The following is a 17,850-nucleotide window of genomic DNA, read 5'->3' as shown; positions in this document are numbered from 1 at the left end:
ATGAGTGATCAAGCAACAAACCCGATCGCCTTCGTGGCCGAAGGCACCATCCCGCCCTCACCGCCGCCGGCAAATGAGACCGGCGTCATCAAATGGCTGCGCGAGAATCTGTTTTCAGGGGTCGTCAATTCGATCCTGACAGTTCTGTCGCTGATCCTGATCTACATTCTTCTCAAGAATACCTTGCCATGGATTCTGAACGGTGTGTGGAATGCCAACTCGCTCGCGGAATGCCGCGAGATTCTGGGGGACAAGACCGGAGCCTGTTTCGCGGTTCTGACGGAACGCTGGCCGCAGCTGATCTATGGGTTCAAGTACCCCGTCGATGCCTATTGGCGGCCGAACCTGGCCTTTGTGCTGATGCTGGTGGCGATTGCTCCGGTGCTGTTCTTTGACTTGCCTCGCAAGATGCTGTTGTTCACTGCGGTCTATCCCTTCCTGGCTTTCTGGCTGATCTGGGGTGGCACGATCCTCGTGCCTCTGGTTGCACTAGTTGGCTGCATAGCCGCCGGTGGTGTCTTCCAGAAGCTGGGCAACAACAACTTTGCCGCCGGGTTCTTCGGAGCAATTGTAACGGCACTTGTGATCTGGAACGTCGGAGGGGCCCTGATCCCGGAAGGCGCATCAGAGAATGCGTGGCTGACGGCCGTTCCCAGCCGTGACCTGGGCGGTTTCATGCTGAACATGATGCTGGGTGTAACCTGTGTGTCGCTGTCGGTACCACTTGGGATCGCACTGGCCTTGGGGCGACAGTCGAACATGCCGCTGATCAAGTGGGTCTGCGTCATCTTCATCGAGTTCATCCGCGGCGTGCCTCTGATCACGCTGCTGTTCGTGGCTTCGGTGATGCTGGCCTATTTCTTCCCGCCTGACAGCACGGTCGACCTGTTCCTGCGCGTGGTGATCATGATCACCATGTTCTCGTCCGCCTATATCGCCGAGGTGATCCGCGGCGGTCTGGCAGCGCTTCCGCGCGGGCAGTACGAGGCGGCAGACAGCTTGGGCCTTGATTATCCGCAGGCGATGCGGCTGATCATCCTGCCGCAGGCGCTGAAGATCTCGATCCCTGGAATCGTGAACGTGGCCGTGGGCCTGTTCAAGGATACGACACTGGTTTCGGTCATTTCGATGTTCGATCTGGTGGGCATGATCCGGGGACCCATCCTGGCGTCGACCGAATGGAACGGCGTCTACTGGGAGCTTCTGGGCTTTGCCGCTCTTCTGTTCTTCGTCGTCTGTTACGGCATCTCTCAATATTCTCAGTGGCTCGAGCGTCGCCTTGCCACAGATCATCGTTAAGGAGTTCAACACATGTCTGAACTTGCAATCGACCGCGAAATCGACCGCTCCAAGATGCAGGTGAGCGACGAGGTCGCCATCGAAATCAACCAAATGAACAAGTGGTACGGGTCCTTCCACGTGCTGCGCGACATCAATCTGACCGTCAATCAGGGCGAGCGGATCGTGATCGCGGGCCCGTCGGGTTCGGGCAAGTCCACCCTGATCCGCTGCCTGAACGCGCTGGAAGAACACCAGCAAGGCAAGATCGTGGTGGACGGTATCGAGCTGTCGAATGACCTGAAGAACATCGACAAGATTCGCTCCGAGGTCGGAATGGTGTTCCAGCACTTCAACCTGTTCCCGCATCTGACCATTCTGGAAAACTGTACGCTGGCCCCAATCTGGGTGCGCAAGACGCCCAAGAAAGAGGCCGAAGAGCGGGCGATGCATTTCCTTGAAAAGGTGAAAATCCCCGAGCAGGCTGACAAGTTTCCCGGTCAGCTTTCCGGCGGTCAGCAGCAGCGTGTGGCGATTGCCCGCTCGCTCTGCATGATGCCACGGATCATGTTGTTCGATGAACCGACATCGGCGCTGGACCCCGAGATGATCAAAGAGGTGCTCGACACCATGATCGAACTGGCCGAGGAAGGCATGACCATGCTGTGCGTGACGCACGAGATGGGTTTTGCCCGTCAGGTCGCCAACCGCGTGATCTTCATGGATGCCGGTCAGATCGTGGAACAGAACGAACCCGAAGAGTTCTTCAACAACCCGCAAAGCGAGCGGACCAAACTGTTCCTGAGCCAGATTCTGGGTCACTGACCCCTTTGATTGAGACACGGCGGGGGCCAGGTCACTAACCCGCTGCCCAATATCGAGATGAGCGAGCCGCGCCTAAATGGCGGCTCGCTTTTTTTTTGGGGCCTCAGAGGTTTGGTAAACACCTGATGATTTTAGGCTGACGGAACCTCGGTGATTTGATCGGTCGTGTTGCCAGACAAAGGAGTTTTCGCACAAACCCGATCAAGCCCAGTTTACAAAAGTTTGCCTACTTGAGCTTCCAGGTGTTTTTCATCGGTTGTCCGCCTTCGTATATTCGGAATTCGTTTGAACCGATCCGTTCAATGCTCCAACACTTCTGGCCCCAATCCCCTTTTTCACACCATTGGTCATCTTTGACGAACCAGTCTCCGGAATATTTGTCTTTTCCGTTCCAAAGGCCGTTGAGTTTGCCATTCTTCTTACGTGTCGCCTTGCTGTAGGCTTGCACCCACGGGGTCTTTCCGTCGTTGTTGGAAATGCCTGAAAACTGGTTGCCGGGTATTGTGGCAAGAAGCTCTTCTTGCGTCATGAATTCCTGTGCAAATGACATTGTTGGCGCCATGGCCCCAAAGGCCGCGGCAGCCACTACCCCGCATATGACAGGGCGCACATTTTTCAGCTGAAAGATACGAAACCCGTAAGACATGAAGCAAATCCTTTCCAGTAAATCTATAATCGTAGTAATAATTCCCGCAATGAAATGCTGCGAGTGCTCAACGGCCAGATAATAGCATAGAGCCTATTAATCACCAAAATCCCGACCAGAAGGCATACGGTGGACGCAATTCAGATCCCCCACAGGGAGGTTGCGCGCAGTTGTCAAAGACGGGTGATCTTTGCCGTCATTGGCACAAAAGATCGGAAATTGGTGTGAAGGCAATCGAATTCTTAGCCTGAATGTGCTGCAAAACCGAGGCCGCCGATCCGCCTTTTTCTATTCGATCAACTCACGCGGGATGGTGAACCCAAGCACCGTCCCGGTTTGCCATCGGACCTCGGCCCAGCTGTTTATGTCGAATGACATGACGGTTGTTGCACAGGTTGGATAATCGAAAAAGCGTGTATGATTTGGCGGTTGTCGCACCAGACGGTTGGCAAAATCGGCGATCCCGGGATTGTGGCCCAGCATCAATACCGCCGGTTCCGTAGCACCTGAAAGCTCTCGCAGCATGACCTTTGAACCAGCGTGGTAGAGAGCGCTGTGAAAGCTGACTTTTTCGGCCTGTAAACCCATGCGATCCCATGTCTCGCGGGTGCGGGTTGATGTAGAGCTTAGGACTTCATCCGGCAACCAACCGTGGTGACGCAACCAAGCAGCGATGGCCGGGGCTGACTTTCGTCCACGCTTGTTCAGCGGGCGGTCATGATCGCTAAGACCCGGGCTATCCCAGCTGGATTTCGCATGACGTGTCAGGATCAGAATTCGGGTCATGACGGATGAAAGGCTTTCATGTGATGGGCCGATTGTTCCGGGTCGCGTCCTGCGCCCGCGCTCAGAGGGCAGGCTAGGCGGGCCAGACACCCGCCCGCCATACAGGTTTGACCTTCAGCGGTGCCCAGATGGTCGTGGCATGCAGCGACGTCATAGAACTCCTGCGCGTTCAGCGCGCTGACCGGGCAGGTCGTCGTGCAAGGCGCGGCGCAGCTTTCGCAAGGCGACACGCCGGAAGGGGCCGGGATGGCGAACTCTTCGGCAAAATGCAGTGCGCCCCGATAGGAAATCATCATCCCAACGGTATCATGCACCAATGCCCCGACCGGGCTGCTGAACGTCCGCCCAGATTTGAGCGCCCAGTCAATGAATGGCGTGTACGGAGGGCCGCCGAACGGGAAATACGCCTGTGCGCCCAGCCTTTCGGCCATCTGACCGACGATCCTTTGCGACCATCGGTCAACGGGGTCGGCCTGGTGCCATTCCGGTGAGGCCTTTAGTACGGGCCAGAATTCCGGCCCGGCCCCCAACAGGATCAGCGTACCGGTTTCGAGGTCTTTGGCTGCAACGTGGCGAGGATGCAGCGCGCCCATGACCAACAATCCAGCATCACGGCCGGCGTTTTCAACCTGTTCATAAGGCGTCGCGTCAGGATCAGAGGAAGGCTGTGCAAGATGTGTCATGTCTCCTCCTCCTATCTTGCGGGGATCAGTCCGGGCGTATCAGCGACCCGGCCCCATGTTCGGTGAACAGCTCCAGCAGCACGGCATTGGGTGCGCGCCCATCAAGTATGACGACAGCCCGAACGCCGCTGTGCAGGGCGTCCAGTGCGGTTTCTGTCTTGGGTATCATACCGCCTGCAATGGTGCCTTCGCGGGTCATTTCCCTTATCTGACCGGCCTTGAGTTCGGTCACGACATCGCCCGCCGCGTTCTTGACACCGGAAACATCCGTCAGCAGCAACAGACGGTCTGCCTTGAGCGAAGAAGCGATTGCTCCGGCTGCCGTGTCACCATTGACGTTGAATGTTTCACCGTCGCGGCCTGCACCAAGCGGGGCGATGACCGGGATTACGTCATGTGAAAACAGATCATGCAGGATCTTCGGATTCATCTCGGCAGGGGTGCCGACAAAGCCCAGCGACGCATCCGTTTGATCGCAGACCATCAGGCCTGCGTCCTTGCCAGACAGGCCCACGGCTGATCCGCCCTGATCATTGATCGCCTGTACGATGCGCTTGTTTACAAGCCCGGACAGAACCATTTCGACCACTTCAACCGTGGCCTTGTCGGTCACTCGTTTTCCGTTCACGAATTCGGATTGAATATCCAACTTGCCCAGCATTGCATTGATCATCGGACCACCGCCGTGAACGACCACCGGGTTCACACCCACCTGGCGCATCAGAACCACGTCCCGGGCAAAGCTTTCCATCGCCTCGTCGCTGCCCATGGCGTGTCCGCCAAGTTTGATGACGACGATGGCTCCGTCATAGCGCTGCAGATAGGGCAGGGCGCTGTTGAGTGTGGCTGCGGTGGCGATCCAGTCCCGGTTCATATCTCGTGTCTTCATAGCTAAAGTCCTTCTGGAAAACCGTGTTAGGACCTTTGCCCCACGCTGCCAAGGGCGAAGCTATTCAAGGTGCGCAATGATGGACCGCAGGGTCGCGATGCCGTCACCCTTTTCGGATGAGGTAAGCACAATTTCCGGAAAAGCCGCGGGATGTTTGGACAACGCGGCCCGGGTTTGCTCCAGCACCTTCTCGCGATCCTTGGCTTTGACCTTGTCTGCCTTGGTCAGAACGCATTGAAATGTCACGGCGCTGGTGTCCAGCAACTTCATGATTTCGTCATCGACCGGTTTTACCCCGTGGCGCGAGTCGATCAGGACAAAGGCACGGCGCAGTGTCTGGCGCCCGCTGAGATATTGTTTCAGCAGCTTCTGCCACTTCTCGACCACTTTCACCGGGGCGTTTGCATAGCCATAGCCCGGCAGGTCCACGAGATAGAGTTCAGGGCCCTGGGTGAAAAAGTTGATCTCTTGCGTGCGGCCGGGCGTGTTGGATGCGCGGGCCAGACCCTTCGTGCCGGTCAAGGCATTGATCAGGCTGGATTTGCCCACGTTCGAACGCCCCGCAAAACAGACTTCCAACCGGTCAGGGGCGGGAAGGCCATTCATGGCGACAACGCCTTTGACGAACTCGGACGGGCCTGCAAACAGTTTGCGGCCTCGCTCCTGGGCGAATTCATCCGGGTCTTCGGCCAGGGGGAAGGGAAGCGCGGTCATAGCAGCTGCACCTCATCGTTGACGCGGATTTCGCCACCCTGGACGACCTCGGCGTAAACGCCGAAATCCTGATGCTCCCAGCTGTTCAGGGCGCGCAGGGTGTCTGCATCCCTCTCACCGGTTTCGGGATTGGCGGTGGTGGCCATACATCGCGTGATCCGCTCGCGGACGCGAAGCACGGCTTCGCCAATGCGCACGTCACGACCCAGCCAGTCAAACTCATCCCATAACGGCAGACCTTCGAACCAGATATTGCCGCGCCACCGAACAATGGACAGAGTCTGGCCCAGCTTCTGTTCGACTGCGCGATGCGATGCCATGTTGCACAGGCTGATCGATGGAAAGTCGCTGTCCGTCATACCGCGCCCCGGAACCCGAACGATCCGCGCAGATGCAGCGCGGTCCGCCGGCATAATCGGTTTCACCCAGTCCAGAAAAGCCTCTTGTTCGGTGTCCGGCGCAAAACTGAGATCCGGTCGCTGTGGGTGACGCAATGTAACCCGGTCGTCCTGCAATTCGGCCGAAATGGCCATCAACTGAGGCGCTTTTGAACCGCGGCTGAAATTGAAACAAGGTGCCCATTCCGAACCATCGGTTTTGGCGCCCTCATGAGCGACCGCCCAAACGCGATCCCCGGGCATGGTGTGCCCGGGGATGAGTGTGACGTGGCTCAGGGCTTCTCGACCATGGCTTTTGATCGGGTGGCGCCAAAGGCTTGAGACCGTTCCGCTCATTTGTTGTCCGTTTTTGGCGTCCGCTTGAAACCGGACTTTATGTTTCCGAATACATCCGGCTTATAGCCCTGGCTGCGCATGATCAGATATTGCTGTGTGAACGTGATCGTGTTGTTCGCGATCCAGTACACGACCAGACCACTGGCGAAACCACCCAGCATGAACATGAAGACCCAAGGCATCCAGGCAAAGATCATGGCCTGCGTCGGATCGGTTGGCGCCGGGTTCAGTTTCTGCTGCAACCACATCGAAATACCCAGCAGCAGTGGCAGAATACCGATGAAGATCAGCGCCATCAGGCTTTCGGGTGCAGGTGCGGCCCAAGGCAGCAAGCCAAAGAAGTTGAAGATCGACGTCGGATCCGGCGCGCTCAGGTCCTGGAACGGGCCGAACCATGGGGCTTGACGCAGCTCGATCGTCACGAAAATCACCTTGTACAGCGAGAAGAAGATCGGAATCTGCAACAGAATTGGCAAGCAGCCTGCGGCAGGGTTCACCTTTTCCTTTTTGTACAGCTCCATCATGCCCTGCTGCATTTTCTGGCGATCATCGCCTGCGGCTTCTTTCAGGGCTTCCATTTGCGGCTGCAATTCCTTCATCTTCGCCATCGAGACGTAGGACTTGAAGGCGAGCGGGAACAGGATGGCCTTGATGATCAGCGTCAGGCCGATGATTGACCAGCCCATGTTTCCAATCAGGGCGTTGATGTTGTGCAGCAGCCAGAAGATCGGCTTGGTCAGAAAGTAGAACCAACCCCAGTCGATGCTGTCGATGAACTTCTGAACACCTTCTGCCTGATACTCCCGGATGGTTTCCCATTCCTTGGCACCGGCGAACAGTCTGGTCGTGACCTCTTCCGTCGTACCGGGCGCGACTGTCAGCGTCGGCAGAACCGTTTCCGTCTGGTAGATCTTGCGACGTGAATCGTATTTGGCAGCGGCCTTGAACGCTGCACCCTCGGCCGGGATCAGGGTGGTCATCCAGTAGTGATCCGTGAACCCGATCCAGCCGCCTTCTTTGACCTGATAGACCTCGGCCTGTGCGCGTTCATTGGGGTCGATATCGAAATCGCGTACATCGCCATAGTCGATCTCATCCAGAACGCCGTCAGCCATAACCATGACGCCTTCGTGAAGAATAAAGAAGTTCTTCAGGCCCGGCAGGTCACCGTCTTCGCCTATACCGTGGCGTGCCAGAATGCCGTAGGGGGCCATGCCGACCTCGGCGTCCGTGGTGTTCTCGACCGATTGGGTGACCGAGAACATATAGTCTTCATCCACGGCAATGGTGCGGCGGAAGGTGAGGCCGTTTCCATTGTCCCAGGCCAGCGTGATCGGAGTGTCAACACCCAGAGTTTCGCCCTGCTCAAGCGTCCAAAGAGTGTTCGGGCCGGGAACGTCCGTGACCGACAGGCCCGCGCCGGGGGCCCACCCATAAAGGGCATAATAGGCAGAGTCACTTCCAACCGGGGACAGAAGTTCGACGATCGGAGAATCCTCGGCCAGTGAAACCTTGTAATCCTTCAGCGACAACTCATCAATTCGGCCACCGGCAAGCGACAGGCTGCCCGTCAGGCGGGGCGTGTCGATGCTGACGCGGGGCGCCTCGGGTTCGGCTTCGGCTTCAGTGGCGCTTGCGGTTGCTTCGCCGACCGTACCGGTATCGGCGGCGCTGGGCGTCTGAACCTCATTCCCTTCGATGCCGGCGATTTCAGCCTGTTCCGTGGTTGGTGTGGGTTCCGGCGGGGGGAACAGCACGAACCAGACCAGGATCACGAGAAAGCTGAGCGCGGTTGCGAGGATGAGATTCTTGTTCTGATCGTCCATCTGGGACAGCCACCTTGAGCAGTGAAAGACACCCGCAGGGTTCAACAGAGTGCAGGCCCAAAGGTCAAGCGGAATCGCTCGTCATTTCGTCACGGATTGGTCTTCTGTGGCGCAGTTTCCGGTTCTTCAGCCGGTTTGCCGCCCGATTTTGGGCATTCCGTCGATCTTGTTGCGATGAGACGTGATCCAGCCCTTGGTTTTTTCGAAAGGCATGGGCTTGCCGATGCCGAACCCCTGAACATGGTCACATCCCAATTGCGCCATCAAGGCGTGCTCCCCGGGTGTCTCGACCCCTTCAGCAAGGGATTCCAGGTTCAGCCGTTCTGCCATGGTCAGAATTGCGCTAGCCAACTGTTGCTGGCTTGGGTCCTGGTCCGCCTTTGTCACGAAAGAGCGGTCGATTTTGATCCGGGACACGTTGAACCGCTTGATTGACGCGATCGAGGCATGCCCTGTGCCGAAATCGTCCAGATCGATACAACACCCCATCGCGGCCAAGCCCGTGACATTGCGGGTGATTACGTCATCCGGCCCTCTGGAAAACACGGTCTCCAATACTTCGACCGCCAATCTGTCCGGGGTCAGATCGCATTGATCCAATTCCCATTTCAGGCGGTCGATCAGCCCCGGGTCGCGCAATTCGTCCGACGAAAAGTTGATGCCGATGCGTGGTACGGTCAGACCGGCGCGATCCCATTCACGCATTGCGCAAAAAGCGTGATGCCGCATCGCCTGCCCCAGTTTGCCCATCAACTCGGCCTGTTCGGCAAAGGGCAGAAAGACGTTGGGACCCAGCACTCCTTTTTTCGGGTGTTCCCAGCGGGCCAGAGCCTCGAACCCGGACACGCGACCGGTATCCGTCGAGATCTGCGGTTGAAACCATGGTCGAATTTCACCGCTTTCCAGCGCCGCATCAAATTCCTTGCGCAGATTGGTTCTGACTTGAGCCCGGCGACGTGTTTCGGACGAAAAGGCACGAATCGTCGACGGCCCGTTTTGCTGTGCTTCTTGCAGCGCGTTGTTTGCAGCGTTGCACCAATCCGTCGCGGTGCCGTCGGGGACATTGCTGCTGAGGCAGAAACCGATTGAGCAGGACATGTAAACTCCGGTTCCGTTCAGCATGATGGGGTCTTCGACCGCGGATTGCATTCGTCCCGACATCTGAATGCAGGTTTCCAGATCAAGCTGTTGCGCCGGGTGCAGAACAACCATCATCTTGTTTCCATCGATCCGGGTCGCGGAGTCACTGGCGCGGATCATGGACATGACACGAGAGCAGAATTGCTGTGCCACATGGTTTGCTGCTGCTTGGCCATGCAGATCGAGCATTTGCATATAGTCGTCCAGGATCACAGCGAAACAGGCCGACGTTTCACGGCTGCGGCGACTATCCGAGAGCACCTCTGCCAGAACGGTTTCGAACTGGTCATTCGGCAGCAGGCCACCTTGTTGCCGTTTCCTGTCTGCCGGGTTGGGGGCCACTGCAGCTACGCCGGCAAACATCAGGGGCAAACCCAGGGCCACCGCGACCAAAGCGCGTTCACCGCCAAGCCAGAACGCCCCCAGGCTTGTTGCCGGAACAAAGGCAAGAACGGCTGGGCCGTATGCCACATTTCTCAAAGCTTCAATAATACGGTCGACGAAAGGATGATTCCGCATCGGGTCCTGACCTTGGGCATGAATGGTATGCCGAGCCTAGGAAACCAGTCTGAGTCAGTCGTTAACGCAGCAGCGGTATTTCTTCCAAATTTTCCGATTTTTCGCCGGAGTTTACGGAAAGATTAACAAAATCAAAGAGCTTTGCGTCCAAAAGGTGCGACGGGCGCGCATTTGTTAACGCGCGGAACATAACCTGACGCCGACCCGGACTGTTCGATTCCCATTGATCGAGAATCTGTTTGACCTGCTGCCGTTGCAACCCGTCCTGACTGCCGCACAAATCGCAGGGGATGATCGGATACTGCATGGCCTTTGCAAATTTCTCGCAGTCGGCTTCGGCGACGTGGGCAAGCGGGCGGAAGACAAAAAGATCTCCCTCTTCATTCACCAGTTTCGGTGGCATGGTGGCCAGACGGCCTCCGTGGAAGAGGTTCATGAAAAACGTCTCGAGAATATCGTCGCGGTGGTGGCCCAGCACGACGGCGGAACAGCCTTCTTCCCGGGCAATGCGATACAGGTTGCCGCGGCGCAGTCGCGAGCACAGGGCGCAATATGTTCGGCCCTGCGGGACCTTGTCCATCACAACAGAGTATGTGTCCTGATACTCGATCCTGTGTGGCACACCCATGCGGTCCAGAAACTCTGGCAGAACCGTTGCCGGAAATCCGGGTTGTCCCTGATCCAGATTGCAAGCCAGAAGATCGACGGGCAGCAATCCGCGCCATTTGAGTTCGTAGAGGACGGCCAGCAGCGTATAACTGTCCTTGCCGCCCGACAGGCAGACAAGCCAGCGTGGCGGTTTGCCGTCCTTGTCGTGGGCGGAGGGGTCCACCATCCCGTATTGCTCGATCGCTTCGCGGGTCTGGCGCACGATGCGTTTGCGCAGTTTCTTGAACTCGGTGCTCGAGGGCGCGCCGGCAAAGAGCGGGTGGATATCGTCTGCATCATCAAACATGCGCTGCCCCTACAGCAGATGGCGCAACCGGGCAAGTGGCGGGTCAGCCAAGCCGCGCCAGCAGGGCGCTGGTATCCAACCCGGCTACTGCTCCGGGAATGTGACCGCTGTCACCGGAAAGACGTGTGGCAACAAAGCCGTCAGCCACAGCGCCGGGTGCATGGCGCAGCAATTGCGAGGCTGTCAGCAGCAGAGCCGTACGTTCAGCGTACCAGCGCGCTTCGGCCTCGGGCGGCAGACCGGGCCAGCGGCTGCGATACGCGGTCAGAGCTGCGTCATACCTTCTGTCCGTGCCTCTCACCGCATCCAATTCGGCCCCCAGAACCTCGGCGGCCAGCGGCTGACGCGTCAGGGTGCGCAGGATATCGAGGCAGATCACATTGCCTGACCCCTCCCAGATGCTGTTCAGGGGCGCTTCACGATAGATCAGGGGCAAGGGCGTGTCTTCGACGTACCCCATGCCGCCCAGCACTTCCATCGCCTCGACGACGACGACCGGGCAGCGCTTGTTGTTCAGGAACTTGGCCAATGCGACGCCGATCCGGGCAAAGGCCTTGTCTTCGGGTGTCTGGCCGTCAGATGCCTGCGCGACACGCATTCCCAGGGTCACTGCGCCTTCCCAGTCCAGAACAAGGTCGGACAGGACCGCTCGCATCAGCGGTTGATCAATCAATCGGCGCTGAAATGCGCTGCGGTGTTCCACCCAATGATGCGCTGCGCTGAGCGCGGCCCGCATCAGCCCGGCCGGCGCCATGGCTGTATCAAGCCGCGTGTGGTGCACCATTTCCAGTATGGTGCGCACGCCCGCGCCTTCTTCGCCCAACTGATAGGCCAGCGCGTCATGATACTCGATTTCCGAGGATGCGTTGGATTTGTTGCCCAGCTTGTCCTTCAGACGCATCAGGTGGATCGCATTGCGTTCGCTCTCGAGCCAGCGGGGCACCAGAAAACAGGTCAACCCGCCGGGCGCCTGCGCCAGTGTCAGGAACCCATCCGACATTGGCGCGGAACAGAACCACTTGTGCCCGCGCAAGTGCCAATGATCCCCGTCGCGTGTCGCAATGGTCGTATTGGCGCGTATGTCCGAACCGCCCTGTTTCTCGGTCATCGCCATCCCTAGCGTCGCGCTGGTCTTTTGACCGATCGGTTCCTTCGAAGGATCATAGTGGCGGGCCATGAGTTTTGGCTGCCAGAGCGAGGCAATGTGTTCATTGGCGGCCAGTGCAGGGATTGCTGCATAGGTCATGGTCATCGGGCAGCAATGCCCGGGTTCGACCTGTCCGGCCAAATAGACCATCGCCGCATGGGTCGCGTGCCCTCCGGGCTGTCCATCCCAGGCCAGTGCGGCATAGCCCGCCGATTGGCTGATCTGCATCATCTGATGATAGGCCGGGTGAAAGCGCACCTCGTCCAGGCGCCTACCGCCGGGATCGAACAGCCGCAGCTCTGGAGGATGCCGGTTGGCTTCCCGCCCCAGTTCCCGCGTTTCTTCGGTTCCGAGTGTTTTGCCATATGCCGCCAGTTCCAAAGCGCGCGCGCCCGCTGTCTTTGCTGCGTCTTGCAGGACCGGATCGGACAGCCAAAGATCGATGCCGCCGCGCGCGGGCGGTTGGTTCAGGACATCGTGGGTTGGCAGGGTGTCGCGCGCTGGGGATTTCATCGGGACCTCGGGTTGTGCTGGTCCAACTGTTCAGGCGCGGCACTAGCCGGTCAAGTCTGACGAGGGGTCAGGACGAAGGGTCATTATGCTTGTCGTCAGGTACCGGATCATATCCGTCGCCGCCCCAAGGGTGGCAACGGCAGATCCGATGAGCGGCCAGGTAGGATCCTTTGACCGCCCCGTGTTTCTCCAGCGCCTCAAGCGCATAGGCGGAACAGGTGGGTTGGTAGCGACAGTTGAAACCGACCCATGGGCTGAAGATCAGCCGATACGCCCGAACAGGCAGGGCGACGATATGGGACAGGAAGGTCATTTTTCGGCCGCATGCATCTTGCGGAGCGCATAGCGCAGGTCGTCCAACAATGCGTCATAGGGGCGGTTGGCGGTAACTTCGGCACCGCCGATCAGAACGTAATCCCACCCGTCGCGGCCGGCTTCGGGCAACACGGCCCGTGCGGCTTCGCGCAGACGGCGCTTTGCGCGGTTGCGGGCCACGGCATTGCCCACTTTTTTCGAGCAGGTGAACCCCACGCGAATCCCATTGGCCTCGCCGGGCGCGCGCTTGCGGGCCTGAACCATCATCGACGACGTGCCTTGTCGGCGGGCACGCGCCGCTTTCAGAAAGTCGGACCGTTTCTTGAGAACGGTCAGGGGTGCAGATGCACAAACGGACGCCGCCGGGGGCTTGTTCCCGGGGTGGTTCCTACCAACCTCAGGGGCCTCCGGCGGCGTCATGTTCATAACCTGATCGGTGAGCGATTTACGCGCTCAGCGATTTGCGGCCGCGTGCGCGACGTGCATTCAGGATCTTGCGGCCGGCCTTAGTGGCCATGCGTGCACGGAAACCGTGGCGGCGTTTGCGAACCAGGTTCGAAGGCTGATAGGTGCGTTTCATCGCTCCGTCTCCAATCTATGCGGTCGGGTGCGGCGCGGATTCGCCTGCCCGTGGTGTTCGAAGCCCGTCCTCTACTGCCAAGCGGGGGGTAAGTCAAACCCCAACGGCCAGGTTTTCGCAGCTTTTGCAACAATTCTGTAACCGGCAACGGCAAAAGGTTTCAAATTACCCGTTTATCGCCGAAATCCCTCACATTCGGTGCCACACAGATCAAGGCCCCGTGATCCCCCTGTTGCCGGCCCGTCAGTCAGCGCATCTTGGGCATAAGATGAAGCACAAAGAACCGGAAAATCTGATGTCCGACACAAGCCAGGCGCCGCGCAATGGTTTCGCGCGCCACATTCCGTTGCTTGTAATCCTGAGCGTTGCCGTTGTCGGCTTTTTCACACTTGGGGATTACCTGACTTTCGAGACCTTGCGGGACAATCGCGAGGCGCTTCTGGCGTGGCGGGACGGTCACTATTGGGTCATGGCAGCCGCTTTTGTCGCCATTTATATCGTCATAGTGGCCTTTTCACTGCCCGGTGCCGCGGTGGCTTCGATGACGGGGGGGTTTCTTTTCGGTCTTTTTGCGGGAACCGTTTTCAATGTCGTGTCCGCCACCATCGGTGCGTCGGCGATCTTTCTGGCGGCGCGCTGGGGCTTGGGCGAAGCCCTGACGTCGCGCCTGGAATCATCAGAAGGCACGGTCAGGAAACTGAAGGACGGTCTGCGGGAAAACGAAATCTCGGTGTTGTTTCTGCTGCGACTGGTGCCGGTCGTGCCGTTCTTTGTTGCCAATCTCGTGCCGGCTTTGGTCGGTGTGAAGTTCCGCAATTTTCTTTTGACGACCGCGCTGGGCATCATTCCCGGAGGTATCGTGTACACGTGGATCGGGGTCGGTCTGGGCGGTGTATTCGACCGTGGGGGAACGCCTGATGTTTCGTTGCTGTGGGAACCGTTCGTGATCGGGCCGATTATCGGGTTGTGTATATTGGCCGCCTTGCCCATCGTTTTCAAAGCACTGCGCGCGAAAAGAGGCACCTGAACCATGAAAGAGTTGAAAACCGATCTCCTGGTCATTGGCGCCGGGTCCGGAGGATTGTCCGTCGCCGCGGGTGCCAGCCAGATGGGCGCGGATGTTGTCCTGCTGGAAGGGCACAAGATGGGTGGGGATTGCCTGAATTTCGGCTGTGTCCCGTCGAAGGCGCTGATCGCAAGTGGCAAAGCGGCCCACGCTCAGGCGCATTCCGTTCGTTTTGGCGTCGCTGATACAATCCCTCAGATCGACTACGCCGCAGTAAAGGATCATGTTCATGATGTGATCGCGCAGATCGAACCGATGGACAGTCAGCAGCGGTTCGAAGGCTTCGGCGTGAAGGTCATCCGCGAATATGGCATGTTCATATCCCCTGAAAAGGTGCAGGCCGGGGATCATGTCATCTGTGCGCGTCGCATCGTCATCGCGACCGGTTCATCACCGCTGGTGCCGCCGATTCCGGGGTTGGACACAGTGCCCTATTACACGAACGAAACCATCTTTGACTTGAGAGAGCGGCCAGATCACCTGCTGATCATCGGGGGCGGCCCGATCGGGATGGAGATGGCGCAGGCCCATATACGCCTCGGCAGCAAGGTGACGGTCGTCGAACGGCTCAGAGCCTTGGGCAAAGACGATCCCGAGGCCGCGTCCGTGGTGCTGGATACCCTGCGCAGTGAAGGCGTGGACATCCGGCAAAACGCCATGATCGCGCTGGTGCGCGGAACAGAGGGCGCTGTGGAAGTCGTTGCCGAAAACGGTGAAATTCACCGGGGCTCTCACCTTTTGATCGCTGCCGGTCGCAAAGCCAATATCGAGCGTCTGAACCTGGAAGCAGCCGGAATTGAACGCACGAAAACCGGCATCAGAACGGATGACGCGCTGCGCACGACCAATCGCCGCGTCTATGCGATCGGAGATGTGGCGGGTGGCCTGCAATTCACCCATGTTGCAGGGTATCATGCAGGTGTCATCATTCGTTCGGCCCTGTTCGGTCTGCCGTCCAGGGCGAAAACGGCACATATACCTTGGGCCACCTATACGGACCCGGAGCTGGCGCAGGTCGGACTGACCGAAGCGCAGGCCCGCGAGGCGCATGGTGAAAAGCTCGAAATCGCACGCTTTGACTATCACCACAATGACCGGGCGATTGCCGAGCGCAAAACCAAAGGCTTCGTCAAGGTCATGGTCGTGAAAGGCCGACCCGTCGGCGCCACAATCGTCGGGCATCAGGCGGGTGAGTTGATCAACTTGTGGTCGTTGGCTTTGGCCAATAACCTGAAGATGGGGCAGATCGCCGCCATGGTTTCACCCTATCCGACGATCGGAGAGCTTAACAAACGTGTGGCGGGTGCTTATTTCTCGCCAAGGCTGTTTGAGAATCAGACAGTTAAACGAGTGGTCAGGTTCGTCCAGCGCTGGATTCCCTGACCTGAGGAGGGGCGCAAATTGAACTCGCTGTCGGGCCGATTTCTGATCCTGACGACGGTCTTCGTCATGTTGGCCGAGGTTCTGATCTTTGTCCCGTCGATCGCCCGGTTCCGCGAGGACTTTCTGCTGAACAGGCTCGAACGCGCGCAGATCGCCTCGCTGGCTTTGCTGGCGGATGATATGCTGGCCGAAGATCTTGAGGCGGAACTGCTGGCAAACGCAGGCGTCTACAATGTCGTATTGCGACGGGATGAGGTTCGGCAACTGATGCTGTCGTCACCGATTCCCGATCCAATCGCCGACACGTTCGATTTGCGGGATGCAAGCCCCTGGGTTCTGATCCGGGATGCGCTCAGCCGCTTTCTCAAACCCGAAAACGAAGTCATCCGGGTCATCGGAGAACCGGTCAAGGGGGCAGGCCTTTTGATCGAAGTCACCATGGACAGCATGCCGTTGCGAACGGCGATGATTGACTACGGGTTGCGTATTCTCGGTCTGTCCTTTGTGATCTCCATCATCACGGCGTTTTTTCTGTTTCTCGCCGTGCGCGTCGTACTTGTGCGGCCCATCAAAAGCGTCGTCGGCTACATGCAGCGCTATGCCAGTGCGCCAGAGGATGCGCGTGGCATAATCTCGCCGAATTCGAAGGTGACGGAGCTGCGCGAGGCCGAGGAGGCACTGAAGATGCTGCAAACGGACCTGACCCAGGCGCTCAAACAGCGGGAAAGGCTGGCGCAGCTTGGGGGGGCCGTCGCCAAAGTCAGCCATGACTTGCGCAATATCCTGACGTCGGCGCAGCTGTTTACCGATCGGATCGAGGCCAGCGATGATCCGCTGGTGCGGCGGATGGCGCCGAAACTGGTGAATTCAATCACCCGAGCCGTGTCCCTTTGTGAAAGCACATTGGCCTTCGGCCGCGCGGAAGAGCCCGCGCCCACCCTGACAATGGTTCCGATCCGCGCAATCGCGGCGGATGTCGCGGCCAGCGAACAACTCGCCGTCGCCGATGCCTGTGTCGAGATCGTGAACGAAGTGCCGGACGCGCTTGTGGCACGCGCCGACCCCGAACAATTGTACCGCGTCATCATGAACCTCGTGCGCAACGCAAGACAGGCTCTGGTTGCCTCTGGAAAACCTGGCCGGGTCACGATTGCGGGGTGTGAATACGACGACGCTTGGTGCATCGAAATCCGCGACACGGGGCCGGGTCTTCCCCCCAAGGCGCGCGAAAACCTGTTCACGCCTTTCCAGGGCGGCGTCCGAAAGGGTGGCTCGGGTCTGGGGCTGGCAATCTCGCAGGAGCTGGTGCGCGGCCATGGCGGGGATCTAGTTTTGAAAGAGACCGGACCCGAGGGAACAGTCTTTGAAATCAGCCTTCCGCGCGGGGACATGACTTTTTGATTTTTTTTTGAAGAATCGGCTTGCACGTCTCGGGCAGCAGGTCTAAACACCGCCTCACCAACGCGGACCGATAGCTCAGCTGGATAGAGTACTTGACTACGAATCAAGGGGTCGGGGGTTCGAATCCTCCTCGGTCCGCCACTTTCCCTTGAAACTATTGGGAAACTTGGCGGTTTTGATTAGCTACTCTCCAACATGCCCGCCAAAGTGGTGGCTAGTTTCGAATGGCCTGTAGACATCGACGGATTGATACCGGGAAATAACTCGTCAGTTCAAACTGACTATGAGTTACCTGATCGGGTTCAGCCAAATATTCTATCCGTTTACTGTTTTTTTGCTGGGCGACAGACTTCCATACAAGTTCTAAGTTAACCCCTAGGCTCAGGATGCATTGTTTTTAGCTGCGCTGCGTGACTCACGGCTCCCAGAACGGAGGGGAGACAAGAGCGA

The 17,850-nt window shown here is 58.4% G+C and carries 18 protein-coding genes and 1 tRNA gene; 6 read left to right on the top strand and 13 right to left on the bottom strand.

Annotated elements, in window-relative coordinates; all coding sequences use genetic code 11:
• On the top strand, positions 1 to 1,299 hold the full coding sequence (locus GOW60_RS13750) for an amino acid ABC transporter permease (RefSeq protein ID WP_171119635.1): 1,299 nt from the start codon (positions 1 to 3) through the stop codon (positions 1,297 to 1,299).
• Between the two features lie 12 nt (positions 1,300 to 1,311).
• Positions 1,312 to 2,103 (top strand): amino acid ABC transporter ATP-binding protein, encoded by a 792-nt coding sequence (locus GOW60_RS13745; protein ID WP_171119634.1) that lies wholly within the window; start codon positions 1,312 to 1,314, stop codon positions 2,101 to 2,103.
• Between the two features lie 226 nt (positions 2,104 to 2,329).
• On the opposite strand, the gene GOW60_RS13740 is transcribed toward GOW60_RS13745, so the two are convergent.
• The 13 genes from GOW60_RS13740 to rpmH all read right to left on the bottom strand — a co-directional run bounded on the left by GOW60_RS13740 (position 2,330) and on the right by rpmH (position 13,550).
• The gene (locus GOW60_RS13740; RefSeq protein WP_217355577.1) at positions 2,330 to 2,689 is read right to left on the bottom strand and encodes a hypothetical protein; all 360 of its coding nucleotides are present in this window, start codon (positions 2,687 to 2,689) and stop codon (positions 2,330 to 2,332) included.
• A 348-nt stretch (positions 2,690 to 3,037) separates the two neighbouring features.
• A complete protein-coding gene (locus tag GOW60_RS13735; protein WP_171229723.1) occupies positions 3,038 to 3,535 on the bottom strand; it encodes a histidine phosphatase family protein in 498 nt (165 codons plus the stop codon).
• Positions 3,532 to 4,218, bottom strand: coding sequence for a ferredoxin (locus tag GOW60_RS13730; RefSeq protein ID WP_171229722.1), 687 nt, complete (start codon positions 4,216 to 4,218; stop codon positions 3,532 to 3,534). Before GOW60_RS13730 ends, GOW60_RS13735 begins: the two co-directional genes overlap by 4 nt.
• A 25-nt stretch (positions 4,219 to 4,243) precedes the next feature.
• Complete coding sequence (gene argB / locus GOW60_RS13725; protein ID WP_171119631.1) at positions 4,244 to 5,107, bottom strand: acetylglutamate kinase; 864 nt, start codon at positions 5,105 to 5,107, stop codon at positions 4,244 to 4,246.
• Between the two features lie 60 nt (positions 5,108 to 5,167).
• The gene (yihA, locus tag GOW60_RS13720) at positions 5,168 to 5,821 is read right to left on the bottom strand and encodes a ribosome biogenesis GTP-binding protein YihA/YsxC (protein ID WP_171229721.1); all 654 of its coding nucleotides are present in this window, start codon (positions 5,819 to 5,821) and stop codon (positions 5,168 to 5,170) included.
• The gene (locus GOW60_RS13715) at positions 5,818 to 6,555 is read right to left on the bottom strand and encodes an MOSC domain-containing protein (protein WP_171229720.1); all 738 of its coding nucleotides are present in this window, start codon (positions 6,553 to 6,555) and stop codon (positions 5,818 to 5,820) included. Before GOW60_RS13715 ends, yihA begins: the two co-directional genes overlap by 4 nt.
• The gene (gene yidC, locus GOW60_RS13710) at positions 6,552 to 8,381 is read right to left on the bottom strand and encodes a membrane protein insertase YidC (RefSeq protein WP_171229719.1); all 1,830 of its coding nucleotides are present in this window, start codon (positions 8,379 to 8,381) and stop codon (positions 6,552 to 6,554) included. Before yidC ends, GOW60_RS13715 begins: the two co-directional genes overlap by 4 nt.
• Before the next feature lie 126 nt (positions 8,382 to 8,507).
• A complete protein-coding gene (locus GOW60_RS13705) occupies positions 8,508 to 10,040 on the bottom strand; it encodes a bifunctional diguanylate cyclase/phosphodiesterase (RefSeq protein WP_171229718.1) in 1,533 nt (510 codons plus the stop codon).
• 61 nt (positions 10,041 to 10,101) lie between these two features.
• Positions 10,102 to 10,995: a tRNA 2-thiocytidine(32) synthetase TtcA gene (gene ttcA / locus GOW60_RS13700; RefSeq protein WP_171229717.1), complete on the bottom strand. Its 894-nt coding sequence runs from the start codon at positions 10,993 to 10,995 to the stop codon at positions 10,102 to 10,104.
• 43 nt (positions 10,996 to 11,038) lie between these two features.
• Positions 11,039 to 12,655 (bottom strand): acyl-CoA dehydrogenase family protein, encoded by a 1,617-nt coding sequence (locus GOW60_RS13695; protein WP_171229716.1) that lies wholly within the window; start codon positions 12,653 to 12,655, stop codon positions 11,039 to 11,041.
• Between the two features lie 67 nt (positions 12,656 to 12,722).
• Positions 12,723 to 12,968 (bottom strand): membrane protein insertion efficiency factor YidD, encoded by a 246-nt coding sequence (gene yidD, locus GOW60_RS13690; RefSeq protein ID WP_152456928.1) that lies wholly within the window; start codon positions 12,966 to 12,968, stop codon positions 12,723 to 12,725.
• Positions 12,965 to 13,390 (bottom strand): ribonuclease P protein component, encoded by a 426-nt coding sequence (gene rnpA / locus GOW60_RS13685; RefSeq protein ID WP_171229715.1) that lies wholly within the window; start codon positions 13,388 to 13,390, stop codon positions 12,965 to 12,967. Before rnpA ends, yidD begins: the two co-directional genes overlap by 4 nt.
• Before the next feature lie 25 nt (positions 13,391 to 13,415).
• Complete coding sequence (gene rpmH, locus GOW60_RS13680; RefSeq protein ID WP_005980833.1) at positions 13,416 to 13,550, bottom strand: 50S ribosomal protein L34; 135 nt, start codon at positions 13,548 to 13,550, stop codon at positions 13,416 to 13,418.
• A 295-nt stretch (positions 13,551 to 13,845) separates the two neighbouring features.
• Here rpmH and GOW60_RS13675 point away from each other — a divergent pair, with 295 nt between their 5' ends.
• From GOW60_RS13675 to GOW60_RS13660, 4 genes are all read left to right on the top strand, one after another.
• On the top strand, positions 13,846 to 14,577 hold the full coding sequence (locus GOW60_RS13675; protein ID WP_171229714.1) for a TVP38/TMEM64 family protein: 732 nt from the start codon (positions 13,846 to 13,848) through the stop codon (positions 14,575 to 14,577).
• A gap of 3 nt (positions 14,578 to 14,580) precedes the next feature.
• The gene (locus tag GOW60_RS13670; protein WP_171229713.1) at positions 14,581 to 15,999 is read left to right on the top strand and encodes an NAD(P)/FAD-dependent oxidoreductase; all 1,419 of its coding nucleotides are present in this window, start codon (positions 14,581 to 14,583) and stop codon (positions 15,997 to 15,999) included.
• An 18-nt stretch (positions 16,000 to 16,017) separates the two neighbouring features.
• Positions 16,018 to 17,400, top strand: coding sequence for a sensor histidine kinase (locus GOW60_RS13665; RefSeq protein WP_254443960.1), 1,383 nt, complete (start codon positions 16,018 to 16,020; stop codon positions 17,398 to 17,400).
• A 64-nt stretch (positions 17,401 to 17,464) separates the two neighbouring features.
• Positions 17,465 to 17,541, top strand: a tRNA-Arg gene (locus GOW60_RS13660).
• Positions 17,542 to 17,850 lie beyond the last annotated feature (309 nt).

Origin of the sequence: Ruegeria sp. HKCCA4008 (genome assembly GCF_013033125.1) — a bacterium.
Classification (GTDB): Bacteria; Pseudomonadota; Alphaproteobacteria; order Rhodobacterales; family Rhodobacteraceae; genus Ruegeria.
This window is presented reverse-complemented; position numbering and strand designations above follow the sequence as displayed.

Excerpts from the sequence above, each read along its gene's own strand:
- GOW60_RS13715 (WP_171229720.1), bottom strand. The coding sequence starts at position 6,555 with ATGAGCGGAACGGTCTCAAGCCTTTGGCGCCACCCGATCAAAAGCCAT.
- GOW60_RS13675 (WP_171229714.1), top strand. The coding sequence starts at position 13,846 with ATGTCCGACACAAGCCAGGCGCCGCGCAATGGTTTCGCGCGCCACATT.
- GOW60_RS13735 (WP_171229723.1), bottom strand. The coding sequence starts at position 3,535 with ATGACCCGAATTCTGATCCTGACACGTCATGCGAAATCCAGCTGGGAT.
- GOW60_RS13745 (WP_171119634.1), top strand. The coding sequence starts at position 1,312 with ATGTCTGAACTTGCAATCGACCGCGAAATCGACCGCTCCAAGATGCAG.
- argB (WP_171119631.1), bottom strand. The coding sequence starts at position 5,107 with ATGAAGACACGAGATATGAACCGGGACTGGATCGCCACCGCAGCCACA.
- yidD (WP_152456928.1), bottom strand. The coding sequence starts at position 12,968 with ATGACCTTCCTGTCCCATATCGTCGCCCTGCCTGTTCGGGCGTATCGG.
- yihA (WP_171229721.1), bottom strand. The coding sequence starts at position 5,821 with ATGACCGCGCTTCCCTTCCCCCTGGCCGAAGACCCGGATGAATTCGCC.
- GOW60_RS13750 (WP_171119635.1), top strand. The coding sequence starts at position 1 with ATGAGTGATCAAGCAACAAACCCGATCGCCTTCGTGGCCGAAGGCACC.
- GOW60_RS13705 (WP_171229718.1), bottom strand. The coding sequence starts at position 10,040 with ATGCGGAATCATCCTTTCGTCGACCGTATTATTGAAGCTTTGAGAAAT.
- GOW60_RS13670 (WP_171229713.1), top strand. The coding sequence starts at position 14,581 with ATGAAAGAGTTGAAAACCGATCTCCTGGTCATTGGCGCCGGGTCCGGA.
- rpmH (WP_005980833.1), bottom strand. The coding sequence starts at position 13,550 with ATGAAACGCACCTATCAGCCTTCGAACCTGGTTCGCAAACGCCGCCAC.
- ttcA (WP_171229717.1), bottom strand. The coding sequence starts at position 10,995 with ATGTTTGATGATGCAGACGATATCCACCCGCTCTTTGCCGGCGCGCCC.
- yidC (WP_171229719.1), bottom strand. The coding sequence starts at position 8,381 with ATGGACGATCAGAACAAGAATCTCATCCTCGCAACCGCGCTCAGCTTT.
- GOW60_RS13695 (WP_171229716.1), bottom strand. The coding sequence starts at position 12,655 with ATGAAATCCCCAGCGCGCGACACCCTGCCAACCCACGATGTCCTGAAC.
- rnpA (WP_171229715.1), bottom strand. The coding sequence starts at position 13,390 with ATGACGCCGCCGGAGGCCCCTGAGGTTGGTAGGAACCACCCCGGGAAC.
- GOW60_RS13730 (WP_171229722.1), bottom strand. The coding sequence starts at position 4,218 with ATGACACATCTTGCACAGCCTTCCTCTGATCCTGACGCGACGCCTTAT.